Source organism: Thiobacillus sp. (genome assembly GCF_018780105.1).
GTDB lineage: Bacteria > Pseudomonadota > Gammaproteobacteria > Burkholderiales > Thiobacillaceae > Thiobacillus.
In genome coordinates this window covers 1-10,112 of the sequence record NZ_JADMKC010000045.1, presented here as the reverse complement: position 1 = coordinate 10,112, position 10,112 = coordinate 1, and the positions used below count along the sequence as shown (strand labels likewise).

The window sequence follows — 10,112 nt, the reverse complement described above, 5'->3', positions numbered from 1 at the left end:
GTCACCTGGCTGTCGGTGCTCAACTTCCGCCAGCTCAACAACCAGGTGCGCGCGCTGGCCGACTATTACCTGCCGCTGCAGCAGCAGGTGGCCAGCGTGGAAATCCTCATCCGCCAGCAGATGGTGCACATGGAGCGGGTGATGGCGGGCAGGGACGTGGCGAATCCCGATCCGGCGTTTCTTGCCACTGAATCCAGCAGCTTCGACATGCGCGGCATCAACGCCGACCAGATCGTCGATTCCTCGCTGCGCATGCTGGCCGAGGCCGAAGCGGAAAAAGGCATCGAGCTCGACCGCGTAACGCTCGCCGTACTGGGCAAGCAGCTGCCGGCGATCCAGACCGCACGCCAGCACTTTCACATGAGCTTCCGCCTGTTCCAGATCGAGGCGGAGGAGGGCACCCCGCGGTCGGAAAAAGTTGTGCGCGATGCGCTGCTGCGCGAGAAGGACACCGTCGACGTCGAAATCGGCAAGACCATCGACCTGCTCAACAAGCTGACCCAGGACACCGCCAGTCGCGCCAAGGCCGAAGAGGCGCGCGCCACCACCCTCAACTGGATCATTACCGCCATCGCCACCACGCTCGGGCTGATCTTTGCCGGCTTCGTCACGCGGTCGCTGGTCGATCCGGTCAAGCGCCTGCTAACCGGTACGCGGGCGGTGGAGGCCGGCGATCTGGAGGTGGAAATCCTGGTGCGTACCCACGACGAGCTGGCCACGCTCGCCACCTCCTTCAACCACATGGTGGTGGGGCTGCGCGAAAAGGAACACATTCGCGAAACCTTCGGCCAGTACGTCGACCCGCGCATCGTGAAGAACCTGCTGGACAATCGCATCGCCGCCAACCAGGGCGAGCGCGAGGTGATGACCGTATTCTTCTCCGACCTCGAAGGCTTCACCCGGATGTGCGAAGGCCTCACCCCGGACGCCGCGGTGCGCTTCCTCAACCGCTATTTCTCGCTGATGTCGGAAGTGGTGCGCGAACGCCAGGGCATCGTCGACAAATACATCGGCGATTCGGTCATGGCCTTCTGGGGCCCGCCCTTCACCGACCCCGCCGACCACGCTCGCCTCGGCTGCCTCGCCGCGCTCGATCAGATGCAGAAAATGGAAACCTTCCGCGCCGGCTTGCCCGAACTGTTCGGCATCCGCCACGGCCTGCCCGAGGTCAACGTCCGCATGGGCCTCGCCAGCGGCGACGTCACCGTCGGCAACATCGGCTCCGAAACCTCGCGCGGCTACACCGTCATCGGCGACACCGTGAACCTGGCCTCACGGCTGGAGCAGGCCAACAAGTTCTACGGCACGCGCATCCTGGTTAGCGAGGCGACGCGCGATCTGGCCGGCCATACGCTGGCCTTCCGTGAAATCGACAGCCTGTGTGTCGCCGGCAAGCTGGAGCCGGTCAAGGTGTATGAGTTGATCGGTCTTGCCGCCGAGGTGGGCGACGCTGCGCGCAAGGCGATGCAGGCGTATGAGGCGGGATTGGCGCATTACCGCGCACAGGACTGGGATGCGGCTGAAGCGGCGCTCCGTGACTGCTTGGCGAATGCGCCGGGCGATCATCCTAGCCAGGTCATGCTGGAGCGGATTGCGGCGTTTCGGCAGACGCCGCCGGTGGCGGGGTGGGATGGGGTTTGGGTGGCGGTAAGTAAGTAAAGGACACGCAGTACTTTGTTTAGATGGATTTCCTTTACCAACGCCACCATGCTTGCTGGCTCAGCGGGTTTGTATGATGGGGCACGGTCCTCGGTTCCGCGCCTCTTGGGACATTGAGTTCTGCCCAATAAACAGATGGCTTAATGAGTCTGGTTGTCGGTGATGCACCGTGCAATCGTTTCCAAAAGTCATGATCGTAAGTAAGTACGATATCTAGCCCAAGCTCTTCAGCCTCCGCGAGAATTTGGCAGTCCCGCAATTTAGGGTGCGTGAGTTTAAAGTGAGCAGTTCGATCGCGAACGTAAGCAAAGTCTTCAACCCGGGGTTCGTTAAATAGTGTTCGAATAAAACTTTCGTGATTATTGCGACGCGCTACATCTGGAATTTTTTCAACTTCTGAGATTACGGTTTGAGTGAGGGTGAAGGCGAAGGTGCCTGGTCTGTAGAACCAAGAACGTAGCAAAGCTATTTTCTCCAAAGATAAACGGTCTCTGGGTTCACTAATGTCAGCGATAGCATCGAGAAGGTACGAAAGGCACTGCGAATCTAGGCCGACTTGAGGATATCGAGCGTGTCTCATGGTGATCGCTGAATCAAAAGAAAGAGGTTGCCAAGCAATTCGCATCCACGTTCTTACCTACTCGACGACGCCTTCATCCCCATGACACGTACACCCCGGCTCGTTACTGGTGGTGTTGTCGCAGCACACGATCTTGCCGGCGCGGCAGCCGCACACGCCCTTGTGGTCCTTGCAGCAGGCGAGTTGGGCGAGGTGGTCGCCCTTGGCGTGGGCGAGGCAGGCCTCGGGCGACATCGCTTGCGGCTGCGCGGCGATGAGGGTTTGAACCACGGTCGAGTCGGCGGCGGCCGGGTGCAAAAAGCCGGTCGAAACCAATGCCAGAACGGCGAGCAGGGTAGGGGTGCGCATGGAAGTCTCCTTGGGCGAAACGGGCTGCCTCACTATAGCCGATCGGGTAGGGCCTTGGCGTCGTGCAGCAGCAGCCCCAGCATCAGCGCGGCCGCGACGAGGATCGCCGCCAGCAGGGTGAAAGCGCTGCCGTAGCCGGCGACGCCGACCATGAAGCCGGTGAGCACCGGACCGATCGACTGGCCGACGTCCATCACGGTGCGCAGCACGCCCATCGATGAGCCGTAGCGGCCGTTCTGGGTGAGGTCGGCGACGAGTGCGGTGGTGGACGAGGTGACGGTGGCGAAGCCGAGGCCGAACGCCAGGCTCAGTACCGACAGGCCGATGAAGCCGGGGGCGAACGGCAGCAACGCGACGCTGGCCGCGCCGATCAGGAGGCCGGGGAGGATGACCTGTTTGCGTCCCACGCGGTCGGACACGCGGCCCATCAGCGGTTTGGCGAACACGATGCTGAGCAGTTGCACGCCGAGGATGATGCCGATCTGCCACGCGGGGATGCCGAGCGAGGATGCGTACAACGCGAGGAAGGCTTCGACGGCGCCGAACACCAGATATTGCGCAGCCTCGACCAGGCTCACCAGCATGATGCCGCGGTCGCGCAGCACGGTGACGAGGCTGGCCCAGAAATGCGGCAGTTCGAGTTTTGTGTGGGGCCGCGGTTCATGGTCCTGCAGCAGCAGCCCGGCGCCCAGCGCCAGCACGCCGGCGATGGCGCAGGCGATGTACACCGCGCCGAAACTCGCCAGCGAAATCAGGAAGCCGCCGAGAAACGGCGCGATCGAACGGCCGACGATGGTGACCGACGAATAGGTGGAGAGCCGCGCCGCGCGGTCGGCCTGATAGCGTGCGGCAATCGCCGCGCTGGCGACGGTGCCGAAGATGGCGGTGGCAAAGCCGTGATAGAAGCGCACCGCCATCAGCTGCCAGGCGGTTTCGATGACCAGATAAAGAAACGGTGCGGTGGCGAACACGATGAGCGAAGCCAGCAGCACGCGTCGCTGGCCCAGATAGTCGGACAAGGCGCCGGCAGGGTAGCTGATGAGCACGCCGGGCAGGGTCGAGGCCATGACGATCCAGCCGATTTCCGCCGGGGTGGCGTGGAGCGATGACGCGAACAGCGGCAGCACCGGCGTCTTCGACAGGGTGGAGCTGAAAATGGCGAGTCCGCCGATCAGGGCGATGAGGATGAAAAAAGTCGGCTGGATGGGTTTCATCACGAAGCGTGTTTGAGCTGTGGGGGCAGGCGTTTGGTAATGTAGTGCGAAATCAAACAATCTGTACCGGGACAGCCTCTTATGATGTCTGTGGGCGCCTTCTGCCATTCTCGGATAGAGTTCAAAATTCCAGGCGAGGCGCCGCTGATGCCAGAGGTATGCGATAGTTTGTGTCGCGGTAGTGCGTACTGATTATTGATGAGGAAGCACGATGGAGTCACCTCTACCAACCCGTCTCAAAAATCCCCATATCCTGCTGGCGGATGATGACGAATTTATCCGCCGCGTCGTTCGGCATGTGCTGACGGGGCTTGGCTTCGAGCATGTCCGTGAGGTGGATAGCGGGAGTGGCGTCAAAGAGGTGTTGGGCACCACTCCCTTCGATATATTGATCTCCGATGTGCAGATGCCGGGGCTGAATGGCATTGAGCTCCTGCGTCAGATTCGATGCGGTCAGACAGATGCGCCGCGTGACCTTCCTGTCATCATCCTGACCTCCTTCTCCAATACGGAAGTGTTGAGCGCGTCACTCGCGCTGGATGTGAACGGTTTCCTGGTGAAACCGATGAAACCCGCTACCGTTAACGCCAAAATCATTCAGGCACTCGGTGAGCGCATTCCCCTTCGAGACGTCAAGGCGTATCTGTCCGTCAATACGGTTCTGAACACGCTGAATGAGGGCAAGGTCCCGGACCATGCCGGGGTCAGTATTAGCCGGCCGCCGCAAAAGCACGAGCCACATCCGGGCCGCTCGGTTGAGGTATCGATTAACGAGCTGGGCCCAGGCATGGTGCTGGCCCGGGATATCCTCCTGACGGATGGGACATTGCTGCTTTCCGCCAAACATGCCCTGGGCAGAATTACCATCAATCGCCTTCAGGAAATGCGGGAGGTCCTCAAGGAGAAAACCTGCTGGGTGGTACAGCCAGGGAATGGTTGAGGGCAGGGCTATCGCACTCGCCCTGTCCGTTCATTCCGCAAGGGTTTGATTGAACCGGTTGATCCAGGCGTCAATCTGGGAGAATAGTTCCGGAAAAAGGCGCATCTGGGCATCGATGGCCGACGCGTCCGCTTGCTTTCCCGCCTGCTCCAGCGCCTGGCAGCAATCGGCCAGAGCGTGCGCGCCAACGGTGCGGGCCGCGGACTTCAGTCGATGTGCCAGCCGGCCGATTTCGTCGGACCGCAGGTCCAGGTGGGCCTGCTGCATCTCGGCAAGCGTACGTTCGCCCGTGCGAAGAAAATCCATATAAAAATCGGCAAGCATGGCCGGATCATCCATGCCCAGCATCTCGATCAGGGTCCGCGTGTCCACTACGTTTGTATCTTCGGGCGCATTGCCGGAAATCGCCATTTCCGCGGGGGGCGCCGCATCGGGCTCAATGGGTTCAGCCGATGCGGGTGTCTTGGAGGCGGGCATCCACTTGCGTATTTTTTCGCGCAGCAGCTCCAGCTGAATGGGTTTGCTCAGGTAATCGTCCATTCCGGCTGCGAAGCATTGTTTGTCGGCCCCCTTCAGGGCATCCGCCGTGATCGCGATGATGGGTAGATGCTGACCGTCGCTTTGCCCGGCACGTATGGCGAGGGATAGTTCATAGCCATCCATTTCGGGCATGTGGCAGTCCGTCAGCAACATGCCATAACGGCCGCTGCGCCATTTTTCAAGCGCAGCCCGCCCGTCCTCGGCAACCTCGGCCGCGTAGCCCAAAACGCCCAACTGGTGCAGCAATACTTTCTGGTTCGTGGGATTGTCTTCGGCAATCAGAATCAGTTGCCCAAGCGCTTCGGCCTCATCGACCGTCATCGGCTCCCTGCGGGGTTCGCTCGAATGCGCGGCTTGCTCCATTTCGAGCGGGACGCGACCCGATGCGGCGGCAACGGCCAGCAGAAACTTGTCCCGATGAATGGCGTCGAGGTCGATGGCCAGGCCATCCTCACCCTCATGCCGAGGATGCCGGCGCTGGCCGCGGTCCAGGAAAACAAAACGGAGCGGGGCGCCGGGTATATCGTCAATGATGCTCTCTCTCAGCATCTGCCCGATGCGCGGATCGCCCATCGTATCGATGACGATGACCTGCGCGGCATGCTTGGCGGCCAGTTCGCCGACCTTGAGTGACAAGGCTTCGGAATCCGCTACGGGCCAAACCGTTGCACCGGCGTGGACAAGATAACGCTCCAGGAAAGCCGAAGCCCTCGGCTCGGAACACAGGAGTGGAACGGTCAGGCCCGTCAGCCCGTAGCGGGTTGTCGTCGTGTCCGCTGGGGCGGGTTCGAGGTCCAGCAATACGGAGAAAGCGGAACCTTTCCCTTCCGTGCTCTGCAGTTCAATTTGCCCACCCATCATGTCCGCAAGGCGTCTGCAGATGGTGAGGCCCAGACCGGTCCCGCCAAACCGTCGCGTCGTGGAGTTTTCGGCCTGGCTGAACGGACGAAAAAGTTTGGATTGCGTTTCGGGGCTCATGCCGATCCCGTTGTCCTCAACGTGCATCGCCACGCGTATGTGTCCCGCGACAGGGGATGGGGCGCACTCAATCCGGATCACAATGCGTCCCGTCATCGCGGGGTTGTTGCCAGTGAATTTTGTTGCATTGCCACCCAGGTTGAACAAGATCTGGCGAAGCCGGGTCGGGTCGCCGTAGACCCGGGGAAGGGCGGGGTCGCAATACGTCAACAGTTGTATCCCCTTTTTGGCCACAAGGGGATACAGGGTGTCGCCTATGCCTTCAAGCACGCTGCCGAGATCTACCGGTATGTGCTCGATTTCCAGGCGCCCAGCCTCGATCTTCGAGAAATCGAGGATGTCGTCAATGATGTTCAGCAGTCCGAATGCCGAGTCGCGGATCGTCTTGATGAGATCTTCCTGCTCGCTATTCAGAGGGGTGTGCCTGAGCACCTCAATCATGCCGACAACGCCATTCATCGGCGTCCGGATTTCGTGGCTCATGGCGGCCAGAAATGAGGATTTTGCCTGGTTGGCGCTGTCCGCTTCTTCCTTGGCCTTGCGTAAGGCAATCTCGGCGTCCTTTTCGGCCGTCACATCAAAATTGAGGCCGTAGGCCGCGAGCGGCGTTTGCTCCGCATCCCGTTCGATATTGGCGGTTACGTGCAGATGCCGCAGCGTGCCGTCGGGCCAGACCACGCGATAATCCCAGACAAAATTGCTGGCCTGCTCGCTGCTCATGGCCTCCATCAGCGCGCCCTGGGTCCAGGGAAAATCATCCGGGTGGATTCGGTTTGCCCAGTCGGCATACCGGCCGAAGAATGCTGGCCTCTCCAGACCAAACATGGCGAGGGCATGCTCGTCGAGCGTGAGCGTGCCCGATGCGAAATCCAGGTGCCAGTACCCCGCCCCCGCACCTGCCAGGGAAAGCTCGACGACCCGCTCCTTCTGTTTCAATAAGGCCAGCGTCTGTTCGGCCTTGTCCCGGGCCAGTCTCAGGTTGGAGTCGGCCTGAACCTGGTGGGTGATGTCATGGATTGAACAGACAACATGATGGTCGGCTTGAGCGGTCGCGCTGAATGAGAGGCGCACGGGGAAAAGCGTTCCGTCGGCACGACGAGCCTCCACCTGCATGCTGTGCGGAGCACTGGACGGATCGGTTGTCGGGGGAGCGCTCAAATGTTCTGCAATCTGACTGCGCGCATGCTCAGGAAAGAGCTGGTAGATGTCTTGGCCCAGGAGTAACGTGCCTTTGTAACCAAACAGGCGGGACACTGCATCATTGAGAGCCACAATTCGCGCCTGGGGATCAAGGACCAGAATGCTTTCCGCGACTGCTTTGAGAATGGCTGAATATTGCGGTTCATTGTCGCCAAAACTATGCATATCAGACGCTCAGAAAAGTTTGATGGGGGTTTCAGACTCACCAGCCTGAACCCAGGCGAACTGCATTGGAGACAGCAGTCACTAATGGTAATGCTTGTGGGGCAGTAGTTATGAAGTCGTGTGCCGGACTGTCGACCACTCTGTTTGGCGCCTTCGACCGCCACAACTTCGGCGATCTGCTGTTTCCGCATGTGTTGACCGCGCTGCTGCCGGGCCATGCATTCGCGTATGCGGGACTGGCGGCGCGCGATCTGCGGGCGCTGGGCGGGCATCGGGTGCAGCCGCTGGCCGACTCGCGGCCCGCACACCTGATCCACGCCGGCGGCGAGTTGCTGACCTGCGACGCCTACCAAGCTGCCGTGATGCTGCTCGACCTGCCTGCGGCTACCGCGGCCATCGCGCGCTATGACCACGATCCGCTGGCCGCCGCCGCTTGGGCGGCACAGCAACTGAATACGTCGCGCCGCATGCCCTACGTGGCGGGGCGCGTAGCGCTCGCGTCGGGCGGGCGGCTGATTTTCAACGCCGTGGGCGGGGTGGAGTGGGCCTGGCTCACCGCCGCCCAGCGCGACGAGGTGAAGGCCGCGCTCAGACAGGCGGACTGGGTTAGCGTGCGCGATCAGCTCACGCAGGCCGCGCTGCGGGAAGCGGGTATCGAGGCGTCGCTGTGTCCCGATCCGGCGGTGATGGTAGCGGCGTGTTTCGGCGATCTGATCCGGCAACATATGCAGCAGCCCGCGCTGCAGGCGATGCGTCTGGCGTTTCCACATGGCTACCTGGCATGCCAGTTCAGCGCGGATTTTGCCGACGACGCCAGCCTCGATGCGCTGGCGCAGGGTTTGGCCCGAGTAGTGGATGAAACAAGGCTGGGGCTGGTGTTGTTCCGCGCCGGCGCGGCGCCCTGGCACGACGATCCGGTGCTGCTCGGAAAAGTGCAGGCCCGCTTGCCACCCGCTGCGGTGCGCCTGTTTCCGTCATTGCACCTGTGGGATATCTGCGCGCTCATCGCCGCCAGCCGCGGCGTGGTCGGCAGCAGCCTGCACGGCCGGATTGTTGCGCTGGCCTATGGTTTGCCTCGGGTCAGCCTGCTGCCGCCGCAGCAGGGCGCGCGCCCAGACAAGCGGGCGGCGTTTGCCGCAAGCTGGGAACCGCCGGCGATGCCGGGTTGCGTGGAAGTCAGTCAGCTCGACACGGCAGTGATGCAGGCGCTGGCGGTGCCGGCCGACGTGCTGCAGGACAACGCCGTGCAACTGCGCGCATGCTATCGGGCGAGCCAGGCGCAGTGGGCCGGCCTGTTGCCGGCGCAAGGAGTTGCGCAATAATCTGTGGTTACTCACCTTCCGGTTCCGGACCATGCCGATCATCACCCTGTCCCCCGCCGAGCTGCGCCTGAGCATCGACCCCGCCTCGCTGGGGTTTGCCGATACGTCCGAACTGCAGCAGGAAGCGCTGCCGTGGATCGGCCAGGCGCGCGCAGAAGCCGCCGCGTGGTTTGGCCTGGGCATGGATCAACCCGACTACAACCTGTTCGTGCTGGGCGAAGTCGGCAGCGGGCGCTCGTCGCTGCTGAAGCAGGCGATGCAGGCAGTGGCCGCGGGGAAACGGGTGCCGCCCGATCTCTGCTACCTGTACAACTTCGACGCACCGGAGCGGCCGCTGGCGCTGCGCCTGCCTGCCGGTGAAGGACGCTTGCTGCGCCAGTTGCTGGCGCAGGCGGTGAAAACCCTGCAAGCCGAAATCCCGCAGCGGCTGGAAGGCCAGGACTACAAGGTCGAGAGCGAACGCATCGAGCAAGCCTGGAAAGACGACGTGGCCCAGCACTACGCCGCGCTGACGGCGTTTGCCGAGGCGCGCAGCTTTTCGCTGCATCGCGACGAGGGGCGTATGGTGTTCACCCTCACGGGCAAGAAAGGCCAGGCGCTGACCGAGGACGAAGTGCTGGCGTTGCCGAAGACGCGCCGTGTTGAGGTGGAACAGGCCGAGCAGGAACTGCGGGCCGAGATCACCCGCTATATCGAGAAAACCCAGCCGCTCGAGCGCGCGATGAACGAGGCCCTGGCCGCGTTGCGGCGGCAGGTGGTGAAGCCGCTGTTGGACGGCGAAAAGCAGGCTATCCGTGCCGGCCTTAAAAAGCAGATCAAGGACGCCGCCAAGCTCAACGCCTGGCTCGATGCGATCGGCCAGGACGTGTTCGACAACCTGGAGCTGTTTCAGCGCCAGGGCGAGGTGGAAGGCCAGCAGGAGGCGCTGCAGATCGTGCTGGCGCGCTATCGCGTCAATCTGGTGGTCGACAACAGCGGGCTTGCCGGCGCGCCGGTGATCGTTGAGGACAACCCGCTGTTTCGCGCGCTGTTCGGCAGCATCGAATATCAGTCCGAAAACGATGTGCTGATGACCGATTTTTCGCGCATCCGCGCCGGTAGCCTGTTGCAAGCGCACGGCGGCTTTCTGATGCTGCATCTGCACGACGTGCTGGCCGATCCGCTGG

At 62.1% G+C, this 10,112-nt stretch carries 7 protein-coding genes; 4 read left to right on the top strand and 3 right to left on the bottom strand.

All coding sequences use genetic code 11. The features are described 5' to 3' along the window. Positions 1–1,659 (top strand): adenylate/guanylate cyclase domain-containing protein (locus IV098_RS14965; RefSeq protein WP_296890502.1); only part of this gene is annotated, 1,659 nt, incomplete at its 5' end. Between the two features lie 637 nt (positions 1,660–2,296). Here IV098_RS14965 and IV098_RS14960 read toward each other — a convergent pair. Together IV098_RS14960 and IV098_RS14955 are read right to left on the bottom strand one after the other, a co-directional pair. Then, positions 2,297–2,587: a hypothetical protein gene (locus tag IV098_RS14960; RefSeq protein ID WP_296890501.1), complete on the bottom strand. Its 291-nt coding sequence runs from the start codon at positions 2,585–2,587 to the stop codon at positions 2,297–2,299. A gap of 32 nt (positions 2,588–2,619) precedes the next feature. Continuing rightward, positions 2,620–3,801: an MFS transporter gene (locus tag IV098_RS14955; RefSeq protein ID WP_296890499.1), complete on the bottom strand. Its 1,182-nt coding sequence runs from the start codon at positions 3,799–3,801 to the stop codon at positions 2,620–2,622. Positions 3,802–4,012: 211 nt separating this feature from the next. Here IV098_RS14955 and IV098_RS14950 point away from each other — a divergent pair, with 211 nt between their 5' ends. After that, positions 4,013–4,741: a response regulator gene (locus IV098_RS14950; RefSeq protein WP_296890497.1), complete on the top strand. Its 729-nt coding sequence runs from the start codon at positions 4,013–4,015 to the stop codon at positions 4,739–4,741. Positions 4,742–4,771: 30 nt separating this feature from the next. Here the strand turns inward: IV098_RS14950 and IV098_RS14945 are convergent, their stop codons facing one another. Then, positions 4,772–7,624 (bottom strand): ATP-binding protein, encoded by a 2,853-nt coding sequence (locus IV098_RS14945; protein WP_296890495.1) that lies wholly within the window; start codon positions 7,622–7,624, stop codon positions 4,772–4,774. 110 nt (positions 7,625–7,734) lie between these two features. Between IV098_RS14945 and IV098_RS14940 the strand changes: the two genes are divergently transcribed. Then, positions 7,735–8,946 (top strand): polysaccharide pyruvyl transferase family protein, encoded by a 1,212-nt coding sequence (locus IV098_RS14940; protein WP_296890493.1) that lies wholly within the window; start codon positions 7,735–7,737, stop codon positions 8,944–8,946. 31 nt (positions 8,947–8,977) lie between these two features. Next, on the top strand, positions 8,978–10,112 hold a 1,135-nt coding region (locus tag IV098_RS14935), incomplete at its 3' end, for an ATP-binding protein (protein WP_296890491.1).

Excerpts from the sequence above, each read along its gene's own strand:
- IV098_RS14945 (WP_296890495.1), bottom strand. The coding sequence starts at position 7,624 with ATGCATAGTTTTGGCGACAATGAACCGCAATATTCAGCCATTCTCAAA.
- IV098_RS14955 (WP_296890499.1), bottom strand. The coding sequence starts at position 3,801 with ATGAAACCCATCCAGCCGACTTTTTTCATCCTCATCGCCCTGATCGGC.
- IV098_RS14960 (WP_296890501.1), bottom strand. The coding sequence starts at position 2,587 with ATGCGCACCCCTACCCTGCTCGCCGTTCTGGCATTGGTTTCGACCGGC.
- IV098_RS14950 (WP_296890497.1), top strand. The coding sequence starts at position 4,013 with ATGGAGTCACCTCTACCAACCCGTCTCAAAAATCCCCATATCCTGCTG.
- IV098_RS14940 (WP_296890493.1), top strand. The coding sequence starts at position 7,735 with ATGAAGTCGTGTGCCGGACTGTCGACCACTCTGTTTGGCGCCTTCGAC.